The organism is Pirellulales bacterium (assembly GCA_035546535.1).
GTDB lineage: Bacteria > Planctomycetota > Planctomycetia > Pirellulales > JACPPG01 > JACPPG01.
This window is the reverse complement of record DASZWQ010000197.1, coordinates 1-25,313: the sequence shown is the minus strand read 5'-3', so window position 1 is coordinate 25,313 and position 25,313 is coordinate 1. Positions and strand designations below refer to the sequence as shown.

Below are 25,313 nucleotides of genomic sequence, written 5' to 3'. Positions count from 1 at the left end.
AATGATCTGTCCACCGCAAGCTGGACAGCGTTCGACATCGCACCCCGGTACGCGGAATTCACCCTCGATTGCGGCGCAGTCGTGACAGGGGCGCTCGGCGGCGCCCCAATCGCCTTTCTCTTCGCCGTAGCGCACACGAGGCAACGCAATTCCACCGACGATACAACTGGTTATCGCTTGGGCCTCTTGCAAGATTTCCGGCCCATTGGAAAGCACGCGCATGCCGCGACATAGGACTGGTTGGTCAATCATTTGAAGGGGCAATCGAAAGTCGCCACTTACTTGCCGAATTGGGTCACAGCTTCGCGCAAGGGAGTGCTGGAAATCCGCATCAGGCCGTCGAACGGTCGCCCCAACTCCAGGATCAGAAACAGCGCACACGATACGCTGAAGGCACAGATCAATAGCACGGCCACGGTTGTACCGTTTCGGGGCGCCAACAGCCCCGCTCCGCCCAACAGCACCATCAGCCAAAAGACCAGTATGACCAGGAAGGGGCGCGGGATGACACTTTCCTTCTGTGAAAACAGGCGGAAGCGAGTCTGGGCTAGTCCCGTCGTCAGGTCCAAAGCACGCGACTTGAGAGCCCGCTGCGCGTCATTCTCGGGCTGGAGGTTGGCGATGCCGAAGTACAAATGTTCGAAGTCGGTTGCGGCCTCGCCGGGCGTTAGCTTGGGCTTCTCGTGCCGGTCGTGAGGCCAAATACGTTCGAGACCGACCTCGGCAGCATGTTTCAATGCCACGCGCTGCTCGGCCGTTGCGTCTCCGTAAAGCTCCAATAACCGATCCAACAGCAGCCCATTCGACGCTAGTTGACGCACCGTGGTCGTGTTGGTGTCGTAAGTCTCCTTCGCAGCCGCCACAACGAGCGCCAACACGAGTGCCGTCAGCGAGGCGATCAATGCCAGGCCACCTTTGATTGCATCGCGGGAGTCGGCGTGCAGATGATGATCCGGTAGGAATCGCGCCACAGCCATGCCGAACATGGCTGCCGCGAAGATGCAAAGAAACAACAAACCCGAGATTTCCAGCGGCGTCATGCGATCGGCCTCGCGCAGTCGACTTTCCCAGTCAACAAACAAGATCGAAACAATTACCAATTTCGCGCTGGCAAATCAACCGAGAGTTGTCGTTGCGCGCATTCTTATCGACAGCGCGCACGATTTCGCGACCCAATCGTGCGGGTCCCTGCGCGTCATGTGAAGTCGGAGGACGCGAACGACGGAATTTAGTGTGCGACGGCGCCACAGCCGGGTTCGGGATTCAGGGCCACGCCCGGCGGGTAGTTCTTGGCCGAGGTGAAGTCCTTCATCCCTTGGCAGTTGATCAGCGTCGACATGCTTTCGTTCGTCGCCGCCGCGTAACTGCGGTGTAGCGCCTCGCGCAGCTCCTCCGGCGTGCGGACGTACTCGCCGCGAGCGCCGAGCCCTTGCGCCATTTCGTCGTAGCGCAAGTTCTGCTGGAACAGATAGAGGTGCATCGATCGGGCCGAGGAAACGGCGCTGGGCCACATGCCCCAGCAGTCGTTGTTGTAGATGATGCCGATCACGGGAAGCTTGTACTTGGCGGCGGTGTCCAGCTCGAACAAGCTGTAGGCGATCCCCGCATCGCTACTGACGCAGACCGTGGGCGCGCCCTTGTAAGGAGCTTGGGGGCCCACGCCGCGCTGCACGGCCGCGCTCGCGCCAATCATCATCGCGAGATCGGGTCCGATGGCACCGTATTGATACGGACAAACGATGCCTTGGCCCGGCCGATAAGCGCGTTGCCAGCGGCCGATGTGAACGCCGATTGTCCAGCCACCGCCGCCGAGGACCGTTTGCTTGGGATCGATATCTCCCTTGTAAAAGAAGTCGGTCACTTCCTTGCAGAGAGCCGCCGGGTGCAAGTGGTTGGTGTCCTTGCTGTACTTCACGCCCAGCGCGTGCTGGTCGGCGAGCATCTTTTCGAACTTTTGCCGCGCACCAGCCAACTCGTCGATCCATTTGTCGCGTTTGCGCGCCGGCAATAGATCGGCCAAGGCTTCGAGAAATGGTCCTTCGCTGCTGACAATGCCCAAATCGAGCGGCCAGTTGCGCCCCAAATCCTCGGCCACCGGGTGAACGCGGATTGTCTTCACATCAGGGTTGCAGCGGTACTCGCCTGGGCTGGGCATGCAATATTGACCGACGAAAATCACCAGGTCCGCACTCATCACGGCGTCGGGCGATAGCGCCGCCGACAAACGATGGTCGTCCGGGAAATGACCACGCGTCGGGCCCGAGGTAACGACAGCCAGTTCGTTCTTCTCGGCAGCCTTCAAGAGCGGTTCCCAGGCCTTGTTCTGGAACACGCCCTGGCCGGCGATCAACAAGGGCCGCTCGGCCTTGGCGATCATGTCGAGCGCTTTTTCGACGTCCTTCTTCGCCGGTGTAGCTTGCGACTCGGTGCGATATTTGTCCTTGCCGTAATAGTCCTTCAGCTTCGACGGGTCGGTGAACTTGGCGCGGGCCACCTCGCCCGGGAAGTCGAGGTGCACGGGGCCAGGGACCCCCGACTTCAAATTGCGAAACGCGTACGCGCCGTACTCCCACACACGCTCGGGCGCGATAAGCCGTTTGCCGTATTTCTTCATGCCGGTTGTCAGCGGCTGCTGATAGCCGGTCTGAATGAAGGTCTCGCGATCGTCGCCCGCCAACTGCATGTTGCTGGCCAGAACCAACAGTGGCGTGCGAGCCGCGGCGGCCGACGCGATGTTCATGATCATGTTCGTCAGGCCTGGCCCTTCGGTGCCGGAGCAGGCCGTGACTTCGCCGGTGGCGCGCGAAAAGCCGTCAGCCGCGGCGGCCATCGAGCCCTCGCACCGTCCGCCGTAGGCCGGCACGCCGGCGGCGGCGATGGCATTGATTACTGTGTAATTGCCGGGGCAGCAAAAGAGCGCGGCGAGATCCTCATCCTTGCAAAGCTTGGCGAACACTTCCGCGCCGGTCATGCCTTGCCCTTCGAAGGAGCCGGGCTTCGGCGCTTCTTTGATCGATTCCAGCACTTCCTTGGGAATGGCGATCGAGGGAATGCTGGCCGCCGGGACGCTGGCCTTCGACTCCACAACCATGCCGGCCACCATGGCGCCGGCTCCGGCGGCCGAAGAAAGCAGGAACGAGCGGCGCGAAGAATCTACGGTTTGCTTCGGACTTGCTTCGGCGCGTTTTTCGGCGGATGGCTTTTTCATGTCAGGGTTCCACCTGGGCTGTGGGGCGAACGATGCATTCAGGGCGCGTTTATTCTTGCAACTTGGGGCGTGCGGAATCGGGCCATAGGCTGCGCAGAAAATTCGTGAGGTGCCAGAGATCCTCTTCTTTGGACACCTTGTCGACGAACGGTGGCATGGCCTCGCCCGCCCCGTCGCGGATGCTGCGATAGACCTCGCCTTCGCTGGTACCGCTTTTCCATGCTTTGGGATCGGTCAGATCCGTGGCATTGGCGACGACGTCGACCAAGGACTTGCCGTCGGCGCCGTGGCATTCGGTACAGTCCCGCGAGTACAGAATCTTGCCGCGGGCGATCGATGCCTTGGTAAAGGGTACCGGCGACTTCAGCTTTTTCGCCTCTTCCATCGTTATCCGCTTGGTCGCGGGCGCGTCGTCGGATGCCGCAATGGCGGCCCAGTGCGCCGCGCCGAAGAACGCTCCGGCAAGCAGAAGAACCTCGATGGGGAATCGTCGCGGCCTCACGATGGTATTCCTGGGGATACGTGCGCTTACTCGCCGGAGCGTTGTAACCGCCTGCCGGCGCGAACGAGAAGGGAACGGGCTGTCGGCTACATCCGGTCGGGATCGAGGTTGAAGGTTTCGATCATGTAATCAAGGTACGGGCCCTCGGATAAGAACGTCAGGTAGATCTCGTTGACCAGATGCACCAGCTTGCGGGCCGCGTATTCGTTGTCGCCGTCAAGCGATTTCATCACGAGCAAAATGCTCCCGCAGCGACAGTAGGTGCGTGCCTGTAAACGACTGGTGTCGAGGCGCCGATGCTCAGGCAAGTCGTCGGCTTGCCGCGACCTTATGAACGCCTTCAATTCCCGGTACATCGTGGAGTCTACCGGGACGCCGGTCAATAGTTCGGGCAGACGCAACGTGTTTGATGTGACATCGAGCGTGAGTTCGAACACGCGCCCACGATGCCAGGCAATCTGAAAACGCGCCTTCGAGCGCGACGCCGGGCCTCGGCTGAAGCCCTGAAACACGCGCCGTTCGGCATACTCGGCCAATAAGCGTGCTACGGCGTCAAAATCTGAAAGGGTCGCATTCATCGCGTCTAATCAATAGATCCACGGCTGAGCACGGTTCTTAGGCGAGCAAGGCCCCATCTTACGTCGAGACTGACGGCAATGCGAACTTCCGACGGAGGTACGCCAGGCCCGGTATCCCCGAACGAACGCCTGAGTTGGACCGAGGGAATCCGGGAACATGTCGTGTCGACAGCGACCCGCTCAAGCGAGGTATACTATGCGTTAATCCAGGCAAAAGCCGTTGGCCCCTCGAATGGCGAGCCGTGAACCGATCTCATAGGTATTTCCTCAGAGTCGCTTGTGCATTGTGCGGCGGGGTAGTTGCTGCCACGTGCATCGCCTCGCCATCCCCGGCTGCCGAGCCCGATCCGCACGCGCCGCGATTCGTCACGACCTGGGGCAAAGAGGGTATCGAGCCCGGTGAATTTCACTTTCCGATCGGCATCGCGATCACACGCGAAGACGAGATCCTGATTACCGACCACTACAACGATCGCGTTCAAAAGTTCGATCGCGCCGGAAAACTGTTGGGACATTTCGCGGTCCTACCCAGCCCTGGTGGTATCGCTCTCGACAAAGATGGGAATATCTACCTCAGTCATTTTCCGGCGTCGACGATCAACAAAGAAACACATCCGGACCGTCTGTCTGTCTACAGCCCCAATGGAAAGCTGCTGCACGAATGGGGAAAAAGCGGTCCCGGCCCCGGCGAATTCAACTATCCGGGTGGAATGGCCGTCGCGCCCAGCGGGCGACTGTACATCGCCGATCAAACCAACCACCGCATTCAGGTGCTCGACCTCGCAGGAAAATTCCTGAGCACCTGGGGCCGGCATGGCACGAAGCCCGGCGAATTCGGCGGCAAGACCAATGTCAAATCGCGCGCCGGCGGTCCTGACTTCATCGCCATCGATTCGCGCGGAAACATCTACACGACCGAGGCCATGGATGGTCGCGTGCAGAAGTTTACCGCCGACGGCACGTTTCTATCCGCCTTTGGCGACCTGGAAGATCGGCCCGGCGGCTTTGGTCGCGAGTTCAAGCCGATCCCGTCCATGCACGGGCCTATCGCCATCTGTTGCGATCGTGAAGACCGTTTGTGGATCAGCGCCGCCGGGGGACGGGTGCAGCAGTTCACCGGCGACGGTAAATACCTGCGTGGGCTGGGGGAAGAACAGGGGAGCGAGGCTGGCCAATTTCTCGCACCCCATGGAGTCGCACTCGATAGTCATGGCGACTTGTACGTGGTCGATGCTTACAACCATCGCATCCAGAAGTTCGACACCACCGAGCAATAGTCGTCAAGCGCGAACGTGTGACGGTGACCTTGAACGGTGTTTGCTCGGAAGTCGCCAGGAAACCATAGCGCATGCCTGATGCCGGCGAAACTATGGCGATGTTCGCTGTCGTGGTGGCCGCGGTCGCAATTCTGTTGAGCACCGTGCGCTTTTGGCACTCGGGGACGTGCCCGGTCCCCTGGAGTTCGTCGCAGGCACGGCACGACGATCGGCCAGTGCTCTACTGGATCTCGCTGGCAATCCATTGGGGCGTAGCTTTATTTCTCGTGGGCCTGGTGCTGGCCGCCGCCCTGACGGAATGACCCCTGGAGATTCCACGTTTTCGGCCCGGTTCACCGCACGGGCTTCCAACTTTTAATCGGCGCGATAGGAGGGTAAAGTAATCATGCCCTTTGGGTCGGCCCGTTGTTCTTTCCCGCCGCACGCCTACCTTGCCTGGAGATTTGCCACGATGAAGCGCCGCGACTTATTGATTTCTTCCGCCGCCGCGTTGGGACTTGCACAGCTGCCACTGTCATGGGCCTGGGCCGCCGATAAGCCGAAGCGCAAGATTCTGTTTTTCACGAAAAGTGGCGGGTTCGAGCACAGCTCGATTCGTCGCAATGGCGACGGGCCTTCACACGCCGACAAGGTACTGACCGAGCTGGGCAAGCAGCACAACTTCGAGGTCGTTTGCACCAAAGACGGCGGCATCTTCGACAAGGACCTCGGTGAGTTCGATGCCTTCTTCTTCCAGACACAGGGAGACATTTGCCAGGTGGGCGTCGACAAGCAACCGGCCGTATCGCCGGAGGGAAAGAAACGGCTGCTCGACGCCGTGGCGGCCGGCAAAGGGTTCCTCGCATCGCATTGCGGCGCCGACACGTGCCACTCGCCGGGCCACGACGCCGGAGGCCAGCGCCAGGCGCAAACGCAGGTCGATCCGTATATCGCCATGGTCGGCGGCGAGTTCATCAGCCACGGCCCGCAGCAGGTCGCGCGCATGGCGATCACCGACGCGAAGTTCCCTGGCCTGGCGGGCGTACACGACAAGGATTCGGCGGATTCGTTCAAGATCAACGACGAATGGTATTCGCTGAAGAACTACGCCGACGATTTGCACGTGATCCTGGTGCAGGACACGCAGGGCATGAAGGGCAAGGACTACGAACGGCCTCCCTATCCGGCAACCTGGGCGCGCAAGCATGGTAAGGGACGCGTTTTCTACACCTCCATGGGACATCGCGAAGACGTGTGGAGCGATCCGCGCTTCCAGGCGATCGTGCTCGGTGGCATCGGCTGGGCCTGCGGCGATTCAGAAGCCGACATCACGCCGAACATGAAGCAAGTCACTCCGGGCGCGGGCGTAATGCCGCCGGCGTAGCGGGGGATGTTCGCCGCGAGCGCATGCGCGATTCTTCGTAGTCTTAGGAAGCGCGACGAGAATGGCTGGAAAGATCATTGCTCTCTCGGGCGTCAGCCGTGGGCTGGGGCTGGCCATGGCCGAAGGCTTTATTGCCGCCGGCCACACCGTATGCGGCGCCGCGCGCAATAAGGACGCCGTGGCTGAGTTGGCCAGGCGGTTTGGCGCACCGCATCGCTTCATGAGCGTCGACGTCGCCAAGGAAGATCAGGTCGAGCGATGGGCGAAAGACGTGTTGGGCTCGGCCGGGGCGCCGGATTTCTTGATCAATAACGCGGCGCTCATGAACCGGCCTGCTCCCTTGTGGGAAATTCCGCAAGAAGAATTTCAAAGCCTGATGGACGTCAATGTCACCGGCGTTTACTACGTGCTGCGGCACTTCCTGCCGGCAATGGTGAAGCGGGGAAAAGGCGTGATCGTCAACTTCAGCTCTGGCTGGGGACGGTCGACTTCGCCCGAGGTCGCGCCCTATTGCACGACGAAATGGGCCATCGAAGGTATGACACGGTCTTTGGCGCAAGAGCTGCCCAAGGGCATGGCCGCCGTGCCGCTAAATCCCGGCGTGATCAACACCGACATGCTACAAGTGGCGTGGGGTGACGGCGCCAACAGCTACCCCACGCCCGAGCAATGGGCCAAGCGTGCGGTCCCGCTGATCCTCGGCATTACCGCCAAGAACAATGGCGAGCCGATGGCGGTCCGCTCGGGCGAATAGACTTGACACACACGGCGGGCCTGCCCGACGAGTTCTTGCAGGCTCGCCTCTTACTTGTGGGCGGCCAGTTTCTCAAGATCCTTTCTAGCGGCCTCTCGTTCGGCGGCGTCGAGCTTGCCGTCGCCGTCTTTGTCGAACCGCTTGATCAGTTCCTGCTTCTGGGCCTGATTCAGTTTGTTGGCAGTCTTCTTGAGGCCCCCCGCGACTTTGCCGCCGGTGGCCCCTGAGTTCTGCATTTGCTTGAGCGCCTCAAGCGCAGCCTGCCGCTCCGACGCGTCGAGCTGACCATCCCCATTCGCGTCGAATTGCCGCAGAAACGCCGCTTCACGCTGCGCTGTCGCGGCCCGGGCTACCCCGTTTCCACGGTAGCGAGGGTGGCGGGCGGCCACGGCCGGCGAAGTGATCAGTGAAAGGACAAGCAAACTGGCCAGGACGACGTAATGCATAAGGTGCTCCTGCCACGCTTTCCGGCCTGCGGCGAGCGTGTTCCAACGGTGCCACGCGTGTGCCCACTTATGATTCAACACACAGACGTACGCGGCGTTACGCGGAATCCCGCAAAAAGAGCCGAACGCCGCAGGACGTGAGCGTCGGGCAACGGTCGCTCAGGCCGTTTGGCAATCGCCGGGCGAGCTCGGCGGCTAATTGCTCGGAGCCATTACTCGAAGCGGACCAAGAGATCCCCGGTTTCGATCTGCGTGCCGGGGCGGACCAGGACTTCCGCCACTTTGCCGTCGCGCTCGGCATAGACTGTCGTTTCCATCTTCATGGCTTCCATTGACAGCAGCTTTTGTCCCTTAGCCACGGTGTCCCCCGCCTGCACGGCCACAGTAACGACCGAGCCCGGCATCGGCGCGCCGACCTGATTCTGGTCGTTGGCATCCGCTTTCGGATGATGGACAACCGACGAATCCAGCGCACGGTCCTGCACCGTGACATTGCGCGACTGGCCGTTCAGCTCGAAGAACACCGTGCGGCGCCCATCGGGATGCGGATCGCCGACCGTGAGGAACTTCACGATCAGCGTCTTGCCGCGCTCGATGTCGAAGGTGAATTCCTCGCCCGGCTCCGGCCCATAGAAGAACACAGGCGTCGGCAGCACACTGGTGTCGCCGTATTGCTCCTGCCTGGCCGCGAATTCGGCAAAGACCTTCGGGTACATGAAGTAGGACATCACGTCCCTGCTGGTCGGCTTTTGATTGATGATCTTCTCGACATTCCCCTCGGCGGCTTTCATGTCGGCCGGCGGCATTGTCGCGCCCGGACGCTCCTTTACGGCCTTCCGATTTCGCAAAATACGTTTGGCGACTTCCGGCGGGAAGCCACCCGGCGGCTGCCCCATGCGCCCCGAGATCAGATCCACGACCGACTCCGGAAACGCCAGCTCGCGCTGCGGATCGAGCACGTCTTTCACGGTCAAATCGCCGGTCACCATGAACAGCGCCATATCGCCCACGGCTTTTGAACTGGGGGTGACTTTGACGATGTCGCCGAAAAGCTGATTCACCTCCGCATACACCCGGCAGACGTCACGCCAACGATGGGCCAGGCCGATGGCCTTTGCTTGCTGGTACAGGTTCGTGTACTGCCCACCGGGCATCTCGTCGACATAGACGTCGGCCGTGCTGGCCAGCATGCCTGTTTCGAAGGGCGTGTAGAACTCGCGCACGGCCGACCAATAGTCGGCAATCTGCTGCAAGGGCGCGAAGCCGATGCCGCTATCGCGACCCGTAAATCGCAAGGCCTCGACGAGCGAATTCAGATTCGGCTGCGAGGTCAGGCCCGAGAACGGCGCCACAGCCGCGTCGGCAATGTCGAGGCCGACTTCGGCCGCCTTCAGCACGGCGCCGGCTTGCACGCCGCTCGTGTCATGCGTGTGGAAATGGATCGGAATGCCGACTTCTTGCTTCAGCGTGCGTACCAAGAGTTCGGCCGCGTAGGGTTTGCACAGGCCGGCCATGTCCTTGATGCACAGGGTGTGCGCGCCCAGCTTTTCCAGCTCCTTGGCCATATCGACGTAATACTTAAGGTTGTATTTCGTCCGCTTCGGGTCGAGGATATCGCCCGTGTAGCAGATGGCCGCTTCGCAAATGGCGCCCGACTCGATGACGGCTTCCATGGCGACGCGCATGTTTTCGACCCAGTTCAGCGAGTCGAAGACGCGGAAAATGTCCATGCCGGCCTCGGCCGTCTCCTTGACGAACGCCCGCACGACGTTGTCGGGATAATTGGCGTATCCCAGCGCGTTCGACGCGCGGAATAGCATCTGGAAGAGAATGTTCGGGATCTGTTCGCGCAGATCCGCGAGCCGTTGCCAGGGGCATTCGCCCAGGAAGCGCATGGCCGTATCGAACGTTGCCCCGCCCCACATCTCGATCGAAAACAGTTGCGGCACCAGACGCGAATAAGCCTGAGCGATGCCCAGCATGTCGTGCGTGCGCAGCCGGGTGGCCAAGAGCGACTGGTGCGCATCGCGAAACGTCGTGTCGGTCAGTAGTAGCTGCTTCTGATCGAGAATCCATTGGCTGAACTTCTTGGGCCCCAGTTCCAGCAGCTTGTCGCGAGCTCCCTTGGGCGTCGGCTGATCGAGATCCAGTTGCGGCACTGGCGCAGGCGTCCGGCGGACATTCTCGGGCTTCTCCTTCACGGCCGGATGGCCGTTGACGATTACTTCGCCCAGGTAGTTGAAGATTTTCGTTGCCCGATCGCGCGAAACGGTGAACTGGAATAGACCTGGCGTTTCGTCGAGAAAGCGGGTTGTGTAGCCGCCGGCGAGGAAATCAGGGTGCGTGACCAGGTTGATCAAAAACGGCAAATTGGTCTTCACACCGCGGATGCGAAATTCCTGGAGGCAGCGCTCCATGCGACGGGCCGCGTCAGGAAACTGTCGCGCCCAGGCCGTGACTTTCACCAGCAGCGAATCGTAAAACGGCGTGACCATGGCGCCGGAGAAGGCCGTGCCACCGTCGAGCCGCACCCCCGCGCCGCCTGCCGACCGATAGCCGGTGATGCGGCCGTAGTCGGGCAGGAAACGATTTTCCGGATCTTCGGTCGTCACGCGGCATTGAATGGCGTAGCCGCGCGTGGTGATCGCAGCTTGCGAGCCGAGATCGATCTCGGGCCCGTCCAGGCGCTTGCCCTGCGCGATCAGGATCTGGCACTGCACGATGTCGACGCCGGTGACGACTTCGGTCACCGTGTGCTCGACCTGGATGCGCGGATTGACCTCGATGAAATAGAACTTGTCGGTATCGGTGTCGAGCAAGAATTCAACAGTGCCGGCATTCTGATAGTTCACCTTCCGGCCAATCGCGAGTGCTGCCTGGCAAATCTGGTCGCGCACCTTGGGATCGAGCTTTAGCGCCGGTGCGATTTCGACCACTTTCTGATGCCGCCGCTGCAGCGAGCAATCGCGCTCGTACAAATGCACCAGATTGCCGTGCTTGTCGCCTAGCAATTGGACTTCGATATGTCTCGGTCGGGGAATGAACTTCTCCAGGAAGACTTCGTCGCTGCCGAAAGCGGATAGCGCCTCGCGCTGGGCCTGGGCCAGCGAGTTGGGCAACTCAGCGGCCGCGTTGACGACGCGCATACCGCGCCCGCCACCCCCTTTGGCCGCCTTGAGCATCACCGGATAGCCGAGCTTTTCGGCCAGCTTAAGCGCTTCGTCGGCGCTGGCGAGCGGCTGGTTGCTGCCGGCCAGGATCGGCACGCCGACCGAGGCCGCAAGGCCACGCGCCATGACCTTGTCGCCCAACTGCTCAAGCACCTCGGGCGGCGGGCCGCAAACGACGATGCCCGCCTTGTTGGCGGCCCGGGGCAGGCCGGGGTTTTCGGCCAAAAAGCCGTAGCCGGGGTGGATTGCATCGACTCCGTGGCGGACCGCAATGTCGACGATGCCGTCGATATCCAGATACGACCGCAAGGGCTCGCCAGGCTTACCGATCGGGTACGCCTCGTCGGCCTTCAGCCGGTGCAGGGCAAAGCGGTCCTCGTGCGAGTAGATGGCCACCGTGCGGATGTCCAATTCGTGGGCGGCGCGAAAGACGCGAATAGCGATCTCGCTGCGATTGGCCACCAACAGCTTGCGGAACGGGGTCATGAATTCACTTTCTCGCACACGATCCGATTGCCCAAATTGAACCTCACGAGCCGAGTGGCCCGGGCGCACCGGCAGCGGACTTTCAGCCGCAGAGAGAGCCGCCAGTCGCGTCACACAGAACAGGCCTGGGCCGCCAGCCCCGAATAGCCTGTTGTACCCGGCCGGGGCGTTTCGTTCTAGACGCCCGTGAGGGGGCAGATTCGGTCCGCAAGTGATGCGGTACGGCTCGCCGGCGCGCCCGTTCGCGACGCTTGACGTCGCTGATGCGCGACAGCTTTGGATTCAATTCGCCTGTTTGGCGCGGTTTCGCGCGGCGCGCGCTGGCACCCACCGCGCTGCGACGTTGTCGCTGTTCCAGCGATCCCAGTCCGCGGCCAACTCTTTCACCTTCGCCGGTTCCTGGCTGGCGAGATTCTTCGTCTCGCCAATGTCGCCTGCCAGGTCGTACAGCTCAGCACCGTCCATATTGCTCTTCGCGCGCTGCTCGACAGGACCGACACCGGCGCTACCGACTCCTTTGACCAGCTTCCAGTTCCCCTTGCGGATTGCTACTTGTGAGCCGAATCGCCAATAGAGCGCCTCGTGAGGAGCGTCGGTCTTTTCGCCGTTCAGATATGGCAACAAGTTCACGCCCTCGATCTTCCAATCGGGCTCGACTGTCACACCGGCCGCGGCCAGCGCCGTGGGATAAATGTCAAGCTGAATCACGGGCCGATCGTCCGTGCGGCCGGCAGGCAAGTGCCCTTTCCATTGCACGAGAAATGGGACGCGGATTCCTCCTTCCCACGTTTGCGCCTTGAAGCCCCGCAAGGGGCCGTTGCCGCTGGTCGTCTGGCGCGTCGGCCCGCCATTGTCGCTGAAAAAGAAGATGAGCGTGTTCTCTTCGAGCTTTAGCTCGCGCAGCTTATCGAGCACGGTGCCGATCGCATCATCCATCGCAGACAGCATGGCAGCGTACGGCCGACGCTTTTCGTCCTTGATATTGGGAAAGCGTCCTCGATACTTGTCCGTCGCCTGCAACGGCGCGTGTACGGCGTTGAAGGCCAGGTAACAAAACCACGGGCTCGATTTGTGCGACTCGATGAACTTCACGGCCTCGCGGCCAAAGGCGTCGGTCGTGTAGCCGTCGATCTCGGTCGTTGGCGTGTTTCCACGCAAGATCGGGTTGAAACGATCGGCCGAAGCGTCGAGATAGGAATGCGCGCCTCCCAGGAAGCCGAAGAATTCGTCGAAGCCGCGCTTCTGCGGGTGAAAGGGGGGCTCGTAGCCCAGGTGCGATTTGCCAAACCAGCCGGTCGTGTAGCCCGCGGCTTTCAGCCGGTCGGCGATGGTCACTTCGCCAAGCGGCAGCCCAAAATCCTTGGGCGACGCTTGCGCAGGCCCCGGGTTGAACTCATGCCCAAAGCGCGTCTGGTACCGACCCGTCATGAACGCGGCCCGGGTCGGGCTGCAGTACGGCCCGCTCACGTAACCGCTCGTAAAGCGGATACCGCCCCGGGCGATGCTGTCGACATTCGGTGTAGGAATATCGCTTGCGTACCCCTGGCAGCCGAGTTCGCCGTAGCCGAGATCGTCCGCCAATATCACGAGCACGTTGGGTTTCGAGGTCGCCGCGCCAAGGGCCGATTGGAACGGATACAGCGCGCAGGCGAGGATCAGAATCGGGCGAAACATGGGCTAAATCTCCGGGTGACGCCACGCAAGTGAGCGCCTATTAAACGCTCGTGGTGCCGCCGGGTGTCGGTCGCGGAAGCGAGATCAAGCCTTCGCCCCTCCGAAACCAGTAGAATTTCTAGCGTTTCGGAGACGCCCAAACGCAGATCAAGGCGAGCAACCGAGATGGACTTACCCGCCCGAATTGCCGAACTTTATTGGCGCGCCAGGTTCGAGCCGGACACTGGCTGCGAGTCGGGCAACTGGCTGACGGCGGACTGACGCAGAAATGCCAAGTGGGCGGCGACCGTGGCCTGGTCGTACGGAACCAGTCCTGCAGCAGGACCATACATTTCCGGCGCGGCGTCTTTCTTGCGACGTAGGACCGGATTGGAAGTAACAGAAGCGGCGGCGCGAATCACAGCAAACCCTCCGATGCCCTTTGTCCCAAGGTTACGAGGGTGCCACGTTTCAGTCACTTCGCCATTCGGCAGCCCTCTTGAGGGTGGGTGCGACCATTTGTCCCCGATTCCGAATATCGACAGCGACAGATTGTCATGGCATCCCGAAACCATTTGCGAAGCGAGCCCATGCCGGTGTCGGGCTGAAAGGCAAAAGCACGCAAGTTCAGATGCACAGGCAGCGCGGAATGGATCTCTTACTTCGAGAATAACACTGCCGGAAGGGTCGGCGGGACAAAGCCCAACAGGAGTGCGACCACGAAGAGTGCGAAAACAAGCAATCGAGGCGTGTTGGGCGGTCGCGGAGCAGAATGGCGACGGCGAGCGACAAGACATAGAGTCCCGTGGTGGCGTTGTGGTATGAGCCATTCCACCGCAATCTCGATGTTGCGTTGCAGGCGGCAAGGCCGATTGCTGCCGCGGCGACCTCTAGTAGGACCGCGAAACCGAGAAATGGCAGCGACGGCGCTCCTTGAGACCTGGCTGAAGGATTGCCGGCGCCAGTCACGGGTGCGACTTGGCGGCCTTGTCGAGTGCCTTTTTCCATGTTCCGCTTGCTTTCGCTTTCTTGATGGCGTCGAAAATGGCTGTTCGTACTTTTTGATGAACGCCTTCTCTTCCTCCCTGTTGTCGTGCGACGCGTCGTCGACATTATGCCCCTTGACCTCGTGCCATAGAGTGGCCATAAGCTGCTCGAATTCCGGGCTATCGATCTTCACTCTCTTGAACGCGTCGTTGAAGAACGAACACGCCAGTTGATCGTTTAGCCATCCTTTCCAAATGATCGTATGCCCATCGTACGCTAGGGGGGAGGTGGCCCCAATAAACTCCATTTTCGCTTTGCGGTAACTCGAAACCGAGATCTGCAAACACTGATTTTACTCGCACACGGGCTATTCGACTGTCCAATTGCCCGTTGACGTTTGGTGTGAATACACCATAAACCGAGAATGGTGGGCTTGCGACGCGAACGGCGCGTATCGCTGACGTGGCTGTATCAACCGACAGGCGGATGACCGGCGTCAAACGCGCGAACATGCGCGCACAAAAAACCGCCGCCCCAGAATCGACATCCTGGAGCGGCGGTAGATTTGTTACGCGAGTTGAAGCGACTCCGCCGTTACGCCTTCGGCGTACTTCCGCCGCCGGCGCCTACGGCCTCGGGCTCGGTGACCGAACCGTCGAAGACCAGTTGCTTCGCCTCGCCCACCTTCTTCACGTCGACCGTGATAGTGTCCTTGCCCTGGAACTCGCCCTTCAGCAGTTCTTCGGACAACGGATCCTCGACGTAATTCTCGATCGCGCGGCGTAGCGGCCGGGCGCCGAAATCGGTGTTCGAGCCCTTCTTGATCAGGAAGCTCTTGGCCTCGTCGGTCAGGATCAGCTTCAGCCCACGCTCGGACAGCCGCTCGCGGACCTTGCTCACCTCGAGCTCGACGACCTCCTTCAGGTCGTTGAGATCCAAGTGGCGGAAGATGATCACGTCGTCGACGCGATTGAGGAATTCCGGTCGGAATACCTTTTCGATCCGCTCGTTGACGCGGGTCTTCATGCTCTCGTAGGTCGAATCATCATCCGGCGACTGAAAACCGAAGGATGATTCGTTCTTGATGGCCTCTGCTCCGGCGTTGGTCGTCATGATGAGGATCGTATTGCGGAAGTCGACGTTGCGGCCAAAACTGTCCGTCAGCCGGCCTTCTTCCATCACCTGCAACAACATGTTGAACACGTCGGGGTGGGCTTTCTCAATTTCGTCGAGCAGCACCACGGCATACGGACGGCGGCGAATCTTCTCGGTCAACTGGCCCCCTTCCTCGAAGCCCACGTAGCCCGGCGGAGCGCCGATCAAGCGGCTGACGTTGTGCTTCTCCATGTACTCGCTCATGTCGATCTGGATCAGCGCTTCGTCATCGCCGAACATGAACTCCGCGAGTGCCTTGGCAAGCAACGTCTTACCGACGCCGGTGGGGCCGGCGAAGATGAAGCAGCCCGTCGGGCGCTTGGGGTCTTTCAAGCCGCTTCGGCTGCGCCGCACGGCCTTCGAAATCGACTTGATCGCCTCATCCTGGCTGATGACCCGCTTGTGCAGGTCCTTTTCCATCTCCATCAGGCGCAGGCTGTCTTCGGTCGTCATCCGCGTCAGCGGGATGCCGGTCATCTTCGACACCACTTCGGCAATGACTTCCTCGTCGACCACGCCATCGGTCTCGCGCGATTTCTCGCGCCAGTCGCGGGTGATTGATTGCTTTTTCTTCTTCAGCTTGTCGGCCTGGTCGCGCAGCGCGGCGGCCTTTTCGAAATCCTGGTTGGCGACCGCTTCTTCCTTTTCCTTGTTCAGGCGCTCGACCTCTTCGTCGATCTCCTTCAAGTCGGGCGGACGCGTCATGGCCTTCAGGCGCACCCGGGCCCCCGCCTCGTCGATGACGTCGATCGCCTTATCCGGCAAGCAGCGGGCCGTGATGTACCGGCTCGACAGCTCCACGGCGGCCACCAAGGCATCGTCGGTGATTTGCACGCGATGATGCGCCTCGTAGCGATCGCGAAGTCCTTTCAGGATCTCGACCGTTTCCGGCTTGGTCGAAGGATCGACCGTGATCATCTGGAATCGCCGGTCCAGGGCCTGATCCTTCTCGATGTACTTGCGGTACTCGTCGAGCGTCGTGGCCCCGATGCACTGGATCTCGCCGCGGGCCAGGGCCGGCTTGAGCACGTTCGAGGCGTCGATCGCCCCTTCGGCTCCGCCCGCGCCGACCAGCGTGTGCAACTCGTCGATGAACAGAATCGTGTTCTTCGCGCGTCGGACTTCGTTCATCACCGCCTTGATACGCTCTTCGAACTGGCCGCGGTATTTGGTACCGGCCACCATCATGGCGAGGTCCAAGACCACGATCCGCCGGTCGCACAGCAGTTCGGGCACGTTGCCGTCGACAACGCGCTGCGCGAACCCTTCGACGATGGCCGTCTTGCCGACGCCGGCCTCGCCCAACAACACGGGATTGTTCTTCGTGCGGCGGCTGAGAATCTGGATCGCGCGCTCAATCTCTTTCTCGCGGCCGATCACCGGGTCGAGCTTGCCTTGCCGGGCGAGCTCAGTGAGGTCACGGCCGAAGCTGTCGAGCGCGGGAGTCTTCGACTTGTTGCTCTTGGTCGACTCCGACGAGCTGCCGCCACCGGCCGGATTGCGCTCGCCGCCTTCGCTCCCCTCGATGCCGTGGCCCAAGAGGTTCAGAACTTCTTCGCGTACTTCCTCGAGCTTCAGGCCGAGGTTCATCAAGACTTGGGCGGCCACGCCTTCTTGCTCGCGCAACAGGCCCAGTAGGATGTGTTCTGTGCCGACGTAGTTGTGGTTGAGGTTGCGCGCCTCTTCCATCGAGTACTCGATGACCTTCTTAGCGCGCGGGGTCTGGGGCAGCTTGCCCATCGTGACCATGTCCGGTCCGCTCTGTACGAGCTTTTCGACTTCGAGGCGGATCTTGCGCAGGTCAACGTCGAGGTTCTTGAGCACGTTGGCCGCGACGCCACTGCCTTCCTTGATCAGGCCGAGCAGCACGTGTTCGGTGCCGATGTATTCGTGGTTGAACCGCTGCGCTTCCTGGTTCGCCAGTTGCATGACCTTTCGCGCGCGGTCGGTAAATCGTTCGTACATGCGCTCTCTCCGAGTTTCGTCCCGTTTGCGCGGCAGCTACTTGCGTTGCACGGTGCCAGGGACGGTGGTCGACTCCCTCAGTTCGTTCGATCCGGACTTGCTTGTTACCTATCTGATTCTTGCTTTTTTCTTGATCCTCGAAAGGCCCCTGCCGTTTCAGGCGGCTTGGCGCCATTCTGGCAGGGTTTTTGCTGATTCCTCAGACTCTTGCACTTTGTGTTCCGTTTCGGTTTTCGCCGATGCCGCAAGGGATTTGGCAGGCGCTGCTTCTAAGGCCAGACGGCTCTGCTTTTCCGTGAGCCGCCGGTATTGGCTGTCGATCTCCAGCTTCCAGCTCTCGGCCCGCTCCCACAGAGCCGCCACATCGAGCGTTTCGTAGGCTTCGTCGAAGCGGTTATTGTGTCGCAGGGCGGCTGCCAGCAGGACCGTTGATTCGACGTCCGATGGAAAGGCGGCGATCTGCTTGCGCGCAAGCAACTCGGCTTCGAGCCAGTTCCCCCTTAAGTATTCCGCCAAGGCTGCGGGAAACAAGTCGCGGGCACCGGCGAGTTGCGCTTCCTTGGCTCGCGGTGAGGTTCGCAACGAAACAAACAAAAGTGCCAGCCACGCGGCGGCGTAAGCCCCCCAGAGCGAACTGCCCACGTTCGGGCCCAATAGCTCGTTCCAAACCAGGGTTGCCGCCAGCAACAAACCGGTCAGCACGGCATAGGAACTAGCCAGCGCCAGTCCCGACCACGCCCCGTGCCACCACAGGTCGGCTAATCCGGGCCACAAATAGATAGCCCATCGCAGGCCGCGCATGGGTGAGAACTCCTTTTCTACCCGGTTGCATTCGCCGCGGAATTGTATCTCGTAGTGGTTATTGGAGCAAGGCAACTAAAGGGCCGGCTTGGGGTTAGGGCGGTTCCGCATCCGGCGAGGGCGAGGCCGCTGAAATCCGGCAACGCGCCGCTCCCTCCGCACCGGTTAGGAGCGATAATTCGAGAGAGAGAAACGATTTGCGGTCTGCCTCGCGATTTGCCAATCTAGTCCGCCTATGACCTGGTCGTTTACCGCCGCCGCCGAACGAGCGCTTGCCGAAGCTGCCGGCTGGAGCAGTCGCGCCGATCGTGGCGAATTGGATGCGCCCGAGCTGCTTCTGGGCCTCCTGGCCGAGGAAGAATGCCGCGCCGCGCAGATGCTGCTAACGCGCGGCGTGGGCCAGGCACAAGTTAAAGAGCGTTGGCCCAGCCTGCAGCCAAGCGCCAATGGCGCGCGGCGTGATTTTTCTCCCGCCGTGGCCGCGGCCATCAATGCGGCCGTCGATCGACTCTGGGCCTATCCGCGCCCCTTGGCGCTGGCGACCGAGCATTTGCTGCTCGGACTCGTAGCGGCCCCGGGAGAGACCGCCGATTGGCTCGCCGAGCACGGCCTCCGCGCCGACGAGCTCGAAAAGCAGATCCACGACCTCTATGGGCATGAGCCGGGACCGGTCGCGCTCGACGCCGGTCCCGAGATTCGTGACGCCGCCACAGAAGCCGTGGAAGAAGTCGCGGCCGAGGTGCTGGCTGCGGCTCGTGGCGGTGCAGTTGCCAGTGAACAAATCTCCGACGATGGGGAGACTCCCTCGATCCAACCCTCTTCCGGTGAGGGGAGAAGGATTACCGAAACAACACACGCTCCACACTTGGACGCCCGTTTGCTGCGTGTGATCGACGCGGCGGCCAACCGAGCCCGCGAGGGCTTGCGCGTCGTCGAGGATTTCGTGCGTTTGGTTCTCGACCATCGAGACCTGACGAGCGAGCTCAAGCACCTGCGGCACGAGCTGGCGCGAGCGCTCCAGCCATTTGCGCACGGTGACATGTTGGCCTCCCGCGACACGCTCCGCGACGTCGGCATCACGATCGCCACCGATACCGAATTTGAGCGGGCGGATCTCGCAGCCGTGCTAACGGCGAACTGGAAACGGCTGCAGGAGGCATTGCGCAGCCTGGAAGAATACGCGAAGGTTACTGAACCAGACACGGCCGCGATATTCGAGCGCCTTCGCTATCGCGCGTACACGCTGGAACAGGCGGTTGACGCAGCGCAATCGATCGCCCAGCGGCTCGAAGCGGTACGGCTGTGCGTGCTTATCGACGGCTGCCGCGGTAATTTACTGGCATTCACGGAACTCGTCGACAAGCTAGTCGCGGCTGGTGTGGGCATGATTCAGTTGCGCGACAAGAAACTCACGGATCGGGAACTGCTCGCCTGGGCCGTCTTTTTGCAGGCGCGTACCAGGGCCCGTGGCACTCTTGCCATCATCAATGACCGCGCGGATATTGCCGCAGCCGCGCACGCCGATGGCGTACATCTCGGCCAGGACGATCTGTCGATCTCGGCCGCGCGGGCCATCCTCGGACCTCGGGCGCTAATCGGGCGCTCGACGCATTCGCTCGCCCAAGCCCACCAGGCGGTGTTCGAGGGAGCCGACTATATCGGCGTTGGACCGACTTTTCCCTCGAAAACCAAGCAATTCGAAGCTTTCACTGGTGTAGAGTTGCTTCGCGATGTGGCGTCGAGAATTCGCTTGCCGGCGTTTGCCATCGGCGGTGTTGACCTGACGAACCTCGACGAAGTGTTGCAGGCCGGATTCTCGCGGGTTGCCGTGAGCGGAGCCGTTGTTGCCGCCGCCGATCCGGTGCAGGCGGCGGCCGAGTTCGTTCGGCGTTTGAAAGCCGCGCGATAACACAGATTCTCGTACTTGTATCGCGGCAAGCTCGATGCCGATGTGATCAACAACGTCGAGGTGAGAGAACACGTGATCGCTCGTGACGCCTATCGCGCCGATCTGGCGTTTATCCACGATGCCGGCTTTGGCGGCCTGGCCCACTCAGCGGCCGATGAGTTGCTCGGGCAGCTCGACCGCGCGAAGGTCACGGCCGGCACGGTGGTGGAACTCGGTTGTGGAAGTGGAATTCTATCCGAAAAGGTCGCACAAGCCGGATTTGATGTCGTCGGCTTCGACATTTCGACTGCAATGGTGGCGCTCGCCCGAAAGCGCGTTCCGAAAGGGAAATTCCACGCCCGCTCGTTCCTCGGCGCGCGGTTGCCGCGAGCCGTGGCTGTGGTAGCGATCGGCGAGGTCTTCAACTATCTATTCGATGTCAAGAATTCCGAGCGGCGATTGTCGGCTTTTTTTCGTCGCGTGTACGACGCCCTGACGCCGGCCGGACTCTTCCTGTTCGATGTGGCTGGGCCCGGTCGCGCCGGCCCGGCGAAAGTGACGCGGGGATTTACCGAGACAGGCGATTGGACGTGTCTCTACGAGGCCGCGGAAGATCCTTTGCGGCGACGGCTTACACGCACGATCACAACATTTCGTCGCCGCGGTGCGACGTATCGTCGCGACCACGAGGTGCATGAGCTGCAACTGATCGCGCCGGCAATCGTCCTGAAGCAGCTAGAGCAGGCAGGGTTCCGGGCGGGCAAGTTAAATCATTACGCAGCGTTCAAATTTCCCGCGGGCTGGACCGCTTGTCTGGCGCGCAAGACGTAGAAGAGCGGGCAGTCTCAGGCGCGCCCGACCGGAGCTGTCTTGAGCACGACGAAACTATCGAGGAGCGGCATCTCGCCTGCTAAGCTAGCATGAATTACGAAGTCGAGCAAAAGTTCCCGCTTTCCGATGTGGCGGCATGCGAAGCGCGGCTTGCGGATTTGGGCGCGATCGTAGGCGCCGCGGTGACGCAGGCCGATCGGTATTTCAATCATCCGGGGCGCGATTTTGCAAAGACCGACGAGGCATTGCGGATCCGTTCTGTCGGTGAGAAGAACTTCGTGACCTACAAAGGGCCGAAGATTGACGCCACGACCAAGACCCGCCGCGAGATCGAACTAGCGATCCCGTCCGGCGACGAAGGAGCGCACCAATTTGCCGAATTGCTCGCGGCTCTCGGTTTTCGCGAAGTGGCCACGGTCCGCAAACGGCGGCGAACGGCCCATTTCGATTGGGAGGGATGGGCGAGCGAAGTAGCGCTCGACGACGTCGAAGGGGTCGGACAGTTCTGCGAGATCGAGCTAACGGCCGACGAAGCCATGCTACCAGCCGCCCGCGCGGCTCTTGGCAGCCTGGCCAAGCGGCTAAGGCTGCAGGCCCCCGAGCGGCGCAGTTATTTGGAGTTGCTCCTGGGAGCGTGAGTCGGCCGCGGAAAGTTTCGCCCAGGCTGGCGTACCGTTAGGACATCTTGTCGCGAGCCTGAGACTCCAAAGAAGTCCCGCAAAACACGTAACTGCGAAGAGTTTCAGGGGTTTTATAGAACGGAAGCCCCTCCAGACCGTTTCCAGCCTTGCCTGGGGCGATTAAACTAGGTTGGTGACGTCCAAGCCGCCTCTTGGCAGCTTGGGTTTACAGCGGTCGGCGACGAAGTGTGGAGACATCCTCATGTCAAACCTGGCGCGATGGACGACGGTAGCAGTGCTCACGAGCATGATCAGCTTTATGACTGATCCGGCGATGATAAGCGCCGCCGACAAAACGAAGAAGCCTGCGCAAGGCACCGCCGCGAAAGATGACGCCGGGAAGAGCAAAGCTGTGAGGGATAATGCCGCCAAGGACGTCGCCGACCGGCAAGATGAGTTCGCCGATCTGGCGGATGACGCCGCCGCCACAAAGGCCGGCAAGGCAAAGGCCGCCGCCGACAAGCGAGCTGCCGTCAAGGCAAAAAAGGCCGACGCTGCGCGACGGAAGAAGGAGGATCGCGCTGCGAAAGCTGCCAAGGCGCAGGCCGACGCTGATGCCGAGGAAAAGCTGTTGCAACAACAGATGCAGCAGATGCAAAACATGTCACAGCAGAACATGCGCGGACGCCGCGGTGGCGGCTTATCGAACAACCAAGGCATGTACATGCTGATGCGGCAGTTCGACGCCAACGGCAATGGCCAGCTCGACCCGCAAGAGCTACAGGCCATGAAGCTGGGCATGGCGCAAATGCAAGCCGGGGGGCCCAACCTTGTGATGGCTCAGCAACTGCAGCGCTTCGACACGAATGGCAATGGACAACTCGATCCGTCGGAGCAAGCTGCCATGCAACGCGTGCTTACCCAGGGGATGAATGGCGGCATGGCCGGTGGTGGCGTGCAAGTGCCCGGCGCGGCGCTACCGAAAAATCAGTAGCCCGGAAGGCTACCGCCGCACCACCCAGCTGCGATTTTGCCGAGTTCGGCTACTTTTCCGGCGGACTCTCTTCGCGCCCGACGAGTGTAAAAGGCTCGCGCCCGGTGATCAAGCGAGCGGGGGCATTACGCGTCGTGTAGTTCCAGGCCCATTGGATGAGAATGAGCACGCGGCTTTGGAACTGGATGATGAACATCAGGTGGATGAACAGCCACCCGAGCCATGCCAGCAGGCCCGAGAAGCGAACGCCGCGCACGTCGGCCACAGCCTTGGCACGACCAATCGTGGCCATCACGCCGCGATCGAAGTAACGAAACGGCTTGACCGCTTTTCCCGCCGCACGACGGCGCAGCGCTTTCGCGATGTAGGTCCCTTGCTGCATCGCCACGGGCGCCAAGCCCGGCAATGGTTCGCCGGTCTGGTGGCTGAAGTTGGCCAGATCGCCAATCACGAAGATCTCCGGGTGGCCCGCAAGTGACAAATCGGGCTCGACGATCAGGCGCCCGCCGCGATCGACTTTGGCGCCCGTTCCATCGGCGACGATCTTTCCCAAGGGCGACGCCGTGACTCCAGCGGCCCACAGGACGGTGCGTGCCGCGAACGATTGCTCGTCGTTGCCGAAGCGAACCGTGACGGCATGCTCCGCAACATTGGTCACCATGCCGCCTGTGCGCACGGTGACGCCCAGGTTCTCGAGCGATCGGGCGGCCTTTGCCGACAGCGACGGGGCATACGTTGTCAGCACGCGATCGGCCCCTTCGACCAGGATGATCTTCGCGCTCGCGGGATCGAAATGGCGAAAGTTCTGGCGTAGCGTCCAGCGCGCCAATTCGGCGACAGCGCCTGCCAGCTCGACGCCGGTTGGTCCGCCGCCGACGATCACAAATGTCAGCAAGGCCTGCTGCCGTGCAGGGTCGGGCTCGCGCTCGGCAGCTTCGAAGGCCGACAGGATGCGGCGGCGAATCTCGGTGGCGTCTTCGATCGTCTTCAGGCTCGGTGCCCATTGTTCCCATTCAGGATGGCCGAAATAGGAGTGAGTCGAACCGGTCGCCACCACGAGGATGTCGTAGGGAAGTGTCTCTTCACGCAAGATGACCTCGCGCCGCGCGGTGTCGATGTGCTTCACTTCGGCGAGCAGCACTTGTGTATTGTCGCGCGACTTGAGAATCGCCCGCAGCGGCGCCGCGATGTTGGCCGGCGACAAGCCGCCCGTGGCCACCTGGTACAAGAGCGGCTGGAAGAGATGAAAATTCCGCCGGTCGATGAGCGTGACGTCGACCGGCTCGCGCGCCAGGGCCTGCGCAGCCTTCAGGCCCCCAAACCCGCCACCAATGATCACCACGCGTTGGCGGGCAGGCATCACGCACCTCCTCGCGAGATCGAAACCGTATTCACGGCCCAAGCATAGCACGTCGAGCCGGTTCCCCGCACGTCAGCCCTTAGGCAATGCCAACGCACGCGGCCCGTTGTACAGGTACGCCCGAATTCCTATAATTCGATACTTCATCGACGCCCGCCAAATTGCCCGTTGTGGCACTCGTTCCGCTGCCGAAGGTTCATCCGTCGGCCGGTGGGTTTGTATTTCGGAAAAGGAGATTTCGCTGTGGCAATCCGCGTGGCAATTAACGGTTTTGGTCGTATCGGGCGGCTCGTCTTTCGCATCATGATGTCGCGACCCAACGACTTCGAGGTCGTGGCGATCAACGACCTGACGAGCAACAAGATGCTCGCCACGCTGCTGAAATACGACAGCACGCATCGCCGCTACCCGGGCAAAGTCCAGCACGACGACACGTCGATCACGGTCGACGGCAAGCGGATTCACGCCCTCGCCGAGCGCGATCCGGCCAAGCTCCCCTGGGGCAAGGAAAAAATCGACGTCGTGATCGAAAGCACCGGAATCTTCACCGGCCGCGCGGCGGGCGGGAAGCCGGGCTACGACACGCACCTCGAGGCCGGCGCGAAGAAGGTGATCTTGAGCGCCCCGGCCAAAGACGGCGCCGACCTGACCTGCGTGTTGGGCGTGAACGACGACAAATTGACGCCGGCCATGAGGTGCGTTTCGAACGCCAGCTGCACGACGAACTGCCTCGCGCCCATCGCCAAGGTGCTGAACGACAAGTGGGGCATCGAAAAGGGGTTGATGACCACAGTCCATGCCTACACGAACGATCAGAACGTGCAGGACTTGCCGCACAGCGACCCGTACCGGGCCCGCGCCGCGGCGCAGAACATTATTCCGACGTCGACCGGTGCGGCGAGCGCCGTGGGCCTCGTGATTCCCGAGCTCAAGGGCAAGCTGACGGGCATTGCCATGCGGGTGCCGGTCTCGACCGGCAGCGTCGTCGATTTGACCGCCATCATGGCCAAGCCCGTCACCGAGGCCGAGGTCAAAGCCGCCATGAAAGATGCCGCGGAAAGCTCGCTGAAGGGCATCCTGGAATACACGGAAGATCCGATTGTCTCGTCGGACATCATCGGCAATCCGCACAGTTCCATCTTTGCCGCGGACTTCACGCAAGTAATCGGCGGCAACATGCTGAAGGTACTCAGCTGGTATGACAACGAGTGGGGCTACAGCAGCCGCACCGTCGACCTGGTGGCCAAGTTCGGCAAGATGTAGGTCGCGAATTCT

The 25,313-nt window shown here is 61.4% G+C and carries 20 protein-coding genes; 9 read left to right on the top strand and 11 right to left on the bottom strand.

The genetic code is table 11. The annotated features are described in order from the left end of the window. Window positions 1-278 precede the first annotated feature (278 nt). The 4 genes from VHD36_22960 to VHD36_22945 all read right to left on the bottom strand — a co-directional run bounded on the left by VHD36_22960 (window position 279) and on the right by VHD36_22945 (window position 4,288). The gene (locus VHD36_22960; GenBank protein HVU90211.1) at window positions 279-1,040 is read right to left on the bottom strand and encodes a hypothetical protein; all 762 of its coding nucleotides are present in this window, start codon (window positions 1,038-1,040) and stop codon (window positions 279-281) included. A gap of 188 nt (window positions 1,041-1,228) precedes the next feature. Beyond that, window positions 1,229-3,208, bottom strand: a complete 1,980-nt coding sequence (locus tag VHD36_22955) for a thiamine pyrophosphate-binding protein (GenBank protein HVU90210.1) — start codon at window positions 3,206-3,208, stop codon at window positions 1,229-1,231. A 49-nt stretch (window positions 3,209-3,257) separates the two neighbouring features. Then, window positions 3,258-3,710, bottom strand: a complete 453-nt coding sequence (locus tag VHD36_22950; GenBank protein ID HVU90209.1) for a cytochrome c — start codon at window positions 3,708-3,710, stop codon at window positions 3,258-3,260. Window positions 3,711-3,796: 86 nt separating this feature from the next. Then, complete coding sequence (locus tag VHD36_22945) at window positions 3,797-4,288, bottom strand: hypothetical protein (GenBank protein HVU90208.1); 492 nt, start codon at window positions 4,286-4,288, stop codon at window positions 3,797-3,799. A 242-nt stretch (window positions 4,289-4,530) separates the two neighbouring features. Between VHD36_22945 and VHD36_22940 the strand changes: the two genes are divergently transcribed. From VHD36_22940 to VHD36_22925, 4 genes are all read left to right on the top strand, one after another. Next, window positions 4,531-5,565, top strand: a complete 1,035-nt coding sequence (locus tag VHD36_22940; GenBank protein ID HVU90207.1) for a hypothetical protein — start codon at window positions 4,531-4,533, stop codon at window positions 5,563-5,565. A gap of 71 nt (window positions 5,566-5,636) precedes the next feature. Next, on the top strand, window positions 5,637-5,867 hold the full coding sequence (locus VHD36_22935) for a hypothetical protein (GenBank protein HVU90206.1): 231 nt from the start codon (window positions 5,637-5,639) through the stop codon (window positions 5,865-5,867). Window positions 5,868-6,016: 149 nt separating this feature from the next. Then, window positions 6,017-6,928 (top strand): ThuA domain-containing protein, encoded by a 912-nt coding sequence (locus tag VHD36_22930; protein ID HVU90205.1) that lies wholly within the window; start codon window positions 6,017-6,019, stop codon window positions 6,926-6,928. 61 nt (window positions 6,929-6,989) lie between these two features. Beyond that, window positions 6,990-7,682, top strand: a complete 693-nt coding sequence (locus tag VHD36_22925) for an SDR family oxidoreductase (GenBank protein ID HVU90204.1) — start codon at window positions 6,990-6,992, stop codon at window positions 7,680-7,682. Between the two features lie 50 nt (window positions 7,683-7,732). Here the strand turns inward: VHD36_22925 and VHD36_22920 are convergent, their stop codons facing one another. The 6 genes from VHD36_22920 to VHD36_22895 all read right to left on the bottom strand — a co-directional run bounded on the left by VHD36_22920 (window position 7,733) and on the right by VHD36_22895 (window position 18,345). Further along, window positions 7,733-8,128 (bottom strand): EF-hand domain-containing protein, encoded by a 396-nt coding sequence (locus tag VHD36_22920; protein ID HVU90203.1) that lies wholly within the window; start codon window positions 8,126-8,128, stop codon window positions 7,733-7,735. A 212-nt stretch (window positions 8,129-8,340) separates the two neighbouring features. Then, window positions 8,341-11,784, bottom strand: coding sequence for a pyruvate carboxylase (locus VHD36_22915; GenBank protein HVU90202.1), 3,444 nt, complete (start codon window positions 11,782-11,784; stop codon window positions 8,341-8,343). Window positions 11,785-12,066: 282 nt separating this feature from the next. Continuing rightward, window positions 12,067-13,458 carry a sulfatase gene (locus tag VHD36_22910; protein HVU90201.1) on the bottom strand — a complete coding sequence of 464 codons (1,392 nt, stop codon included), beginning with the start codon at window positions 13,456-13,458 and terminating at the stop codon, window positions 12,067-12,069. A gap of 194 nt (window positions 13,459-13,652) precedes the next feature. Beyond that, entirely contained in the window at window positions 13,653-13,859 is a 207-nt protein-coding gene (locus VHD36_22905) for a hypothetical protein (protein HVU90200.1), read from the bottom strand. 1,159 nt (window positions 13,860-15,018) lie between these two features. After that, a complete protein-coding gene (locus VHD36_22900; protein HVU90199.1) occupies window positions 15,019-17,544 on the bottom strand; it encodes an ATP-dependent Clp protease ATP-binding subunit in 2,526 nt (841 codons plus the stop codon). Between the two features lie 156 nt (window positions 17,545-17,700). Further along, on the bottom strand, window positions 17,701-18,345 hold the full coding sequence (locus tag VHD36_22895; protein HVU90198.1) for a hypothetical protein: 645 nt from the start codon (window positions 18,343-18,345) through the stop codon (window positions 17,701-17,703). 235 nt (window positions 18,346-18,580) lie between these two features. On the opposite strand from VHD36_22895, the gene VHD36_22890 reads away from it, so the two are divergent. The 4 genes from VHD36_22890 to VHD36_22875 all read left to right on the top strand — a co-directional run bounded on the left by VHD36_22890 (window position 18,581) and on the right by VHD36_22875 (window position 22,678). Further along, window positions 18,581-20,254 carry a thiamine phosphate synthase gene (locus VHD36_22890; GenBank protein ID HVU90197.1) on the top strand — a complete coding sequence of 558 codons (1,674 nt, stop codon included), beginning with the start codon at window positions 18,581-18,583 and terminating at the stop codon, window positions 20,252-20,254. 15 nt (window positions 20,255-20,269) lie between these two features. Beyond that, on the top strand, window positions 20,270-21,064 hold the full coding sequence (locus VHD36_22885) for a class I SAM-dependent methyltransferase (GenBank protein HVU90196.1): 795 nt from the start codon (window positions 20,270-20,272) through the stop codon (window positions 21,062-21,064). An 89-nt stretch (window positions 21,065-21,153) separates the two neighbouring features. Beyond that, window positions 21,154-21,702: a class IV adenylate cyclase gene (cyaB, locus tag VHD36_22880; protein ID HVU90195.1), complete on the top strand. Its 549-nt coding sequence runs from the start codon at window positions 21,154-21,156 to the stop codon at window positions 21,700-21,702. Between the two features lie 244 nt (window positions 21,703-21,946). Further along, a complete protein-coding gene (locus VHD36_22875; protein ID HVU90194.1) occupies window positions 21,947-22,678 on the top strand; it encodes an EF-hand domain-containing protein in 732 nt (243 codons plus the stop codon). 49 nt (window positions 22,679-22,727) lie between these two features. Here VHD36_22875 and VHD36_22870 read toward each other — a convergent pair whose 3' ends face one another. Next, window positions 22,728-24,038 (bottom strand): NAD(P)/FAD-dependent oxidoreductase, encoded by a 1,311-nt coding sequence (locus VHD36_22870; protein ID HVU90193.1) that lies wholly within the window; start codon window positions 24,036-24,038, stop codon window positions 22,728-22,730. Window positions 24,039-24,281: 243 nt separating this feature from the next. Here VHD36_22870 and gap point away from each other — a divergent pair, with 243 nt between their 5' ends. Beyond that, window positions 24,282-25,301 carry a type I glyceraldehyde-3-phosphate dehydrogenase gene (gene gap, locus VHD36_22865; protein ID HVU90192.1) on the top strand — a complete coding sequence of 340 codons (1,020 nt, stop codon included), beginning with the start codon at window positions 24,282-24,284 and terminating at the stop codon, window positions 25,299-25,301. Window positions 25,302-25,313 lie beyond the last annotated feature (12 nt).

Coding starts and splice junctions, on each gene's coding strand:
- VHD36_22915 (HVU90202.1), bottom strand. CDS start 11,784: ATGACCCCGTTCCGCAAGCTGTTGGTGGCCAATCGCAGCGAGATCGCT.
- VHD36_22925 (HVU90204.1), top strand. CDS start 6,990: ATGGCTGGAAAGATCATTGCTCTCTCGGGCGTCAGCCGTGGGCTGGGG.
- VHD36_22895 (HVU90198.1), bottom strand. CDS start 18,345: ATGCGCGGCCTGCGATGGGCTATCTATTTGTGGCCCGGATTAGCCGAC.
- VHD36_22920 (HVU90203.1), bottom strand. CDS start 8,128: ATGCATTACGTCGTCCTGGCCAGTTTGCTTGTCCTTTCACTGATCACT.
- VHD36_22930 (HVU90205.1), top strand. CDS start 6,017: ATGAAGCGCCGCGACTTATTGATTTCTTCCGCCGCCGCGTTGGGACTT.
- VHD36_22945 (HVU90208.1), bottom strand. CDS start 4,288: ATGAATGCGACCCTTTCAGATTTTGACGCCGTAGCACGCTTATTGGCC.
- VHD36_22960 (HVU90211.1), bottom strand. CDS start 1,040: ATGACGCCGCTGGAAATCTCGGGTTTGTTGTTTCTTTGCATCTTCGCG.
- cyaB (HVU90195.1), top strand. CDS start 21,154: ATGAATTACGAAGTCGAGCAAAAGTTCCCGCTTTCCGATGTGGCGGCA.
- VHD36_22910 (HVU90201.1), bottom strand. CDS start 13,458: ATGTTTCGCCCGATTCTGATCCTCGCCTGCGCGCTGTATCCGTTCCAA.
- VHD36_22890 (HVU90197.1), top strand. CDS start 18,581: ATGACCTGGTCGTTTACCGCCGCCGCCGAACGAGCGCTTGCCGAAGCT.
- VHD36_22955 (HVU90210.1), bottom strand. CDS start 3,208: ATGAAAAAGCCATCCGCCGAAAAACGCGCCGAAGCAAGTCCGAAGCAA.
- VHD36_22875 (HVU90194.1), top strand. CDS start 21,947: ATGTCAAACCTGGCGCGATGGACGACGGTAGCAGTGCTCACGAGCATG.
- VHD36_22870 (HVU90193.1), bottom strand. CDS start 24,038: ATGCCTGCCCGCCAACGCGTGGTGATCATTGGTGGCGGGTTTGGGGGC.
- VHD36_22935 (HVU90206.1), top strand. CDS start 5,637: ATGCCTGATGCCGGCGAAACTATGGCGATGTTCGCTGTCGTGGTGGCC.
- VHD36_22900 (HVU90199.1), bottom strand. CDS start 17,544: ATGTACGAACGATTTACCGACCGCGCGCGAAAGGTCATGCAACTGGCG.